This window comes from Actinoallomurus sp. NPDC052274 (assembly GCF_040679475.1).
In the GTDB taxonomy this organism is placed as follows: domain Bacteria; phylum Actinomycetota; class Actinomycetes; order Streptosporangiales; family Streptosporangiaceae; genus Actinoallomurus; species Actinoallomurus liliacearum.
The window spans coordinates 1-1,053 of the sequence record NZ_JBFAUT010000171.1 but is presented as its reverse complement, the minus strand read 5'-3'; the positions used below and the strand labels follow the sequence as shown (position 1 = coordinate 1,053).

Here is a 1,053-nt window from a genome sequence, read left to right as displayed (position 1 = left end):
CAACGGCAGCAACCAGCTTCGGCTGGTCAGCGACAGCTCGGGCTATGCGCTTGTGTTCGACTGGGGTGCGAACGGGCGCATTTCGGCCGCATGCGGCTTCAACCTTTCGCGGACCTATGTAACCAGCAGCACGACCTGCGCCGGGGCGAGCCTGAAGACGAGCTATGGCTATTCGGGCAGCCTGCTGACGAGCGTCTCCGATGTCCAGTCGAACACGACCAGCTATGGCTGGCAGACCGGCTGGACGCAGATAAATTGCGTCACGCCGCCGGGCTATAGCGGCTGCAAGGTCGCCAACACGATCTTCGACGGCAAGGTGATCGGCCAGACGCTCGCGGACGGTACCGTCTGGACATATTCGTCCAATGTCGAGCCGGGTGTCATCACCGACGAGGGGGCCAATATCGACAGCGACGGCCAGATCAGCTCCGGCGCGCTTGACCCCAGCGGCAATGGCTTCGGCGGTACCTTCACCCGGTCGAACCCCTATAGCTTCACCGACGGGAACGGACAGACGACCCAGTATCGCTACAAAGGGGCCGACTATTATTTCGACAACGATCCGCCCGGCGGTCCGCTGTCCGAAGGCAGCTTCCTGGTCGAGGCGACCTATCCCGAGGGCAACAAATATCTGGCCGAATATAATGGCCCCTATCGCGCCCTCAGCAAGGAGACGCTGGTCGCGAAGCCGGGCTCCGGCCTTCCGAACCTCGTCAAGCAATATGGCTATTACTTCTTGGGGGCTCCATACACGATCACCCGGCAGAACCAGACCAAGCCCGCGATGATCGTGGATGCGAACGGAAACCAGACCGACTTTACCTATGCCACGCACGGCGGCGTGACGAGCGAGATGCAGCCGGCGCCGGTTGCGGGTGCGGCGCGGCCGCTGAAGCTCTACACCTATGTGCAGGGCTATGCCTATGTGAAGAATTCCGGCGGCGCGCTGGTGTCGCCGGCAGCCAGACCGGCGATGCCGCCGCCACGCCGAGGAGGAGCTGCTCGAGGGCATCCTGCGCACCCGGGTCGGCGACGACCACTATCCCGGAGACG

1 protein-coding gene is annotated in these 1,053 nt (G+C 63.3%); it reads left to right on the top strand.

Going from position 1 to position 1,053, the window contains the following annotated elements; translation table 11 throughout:
- Nucleotides 1-1,053 (top strand): hypothetical protein (locus AB0K82_RS44715; protein WP_364409895.1); only part of this gene is annotated, 1,053 nt, incomplete at both ends.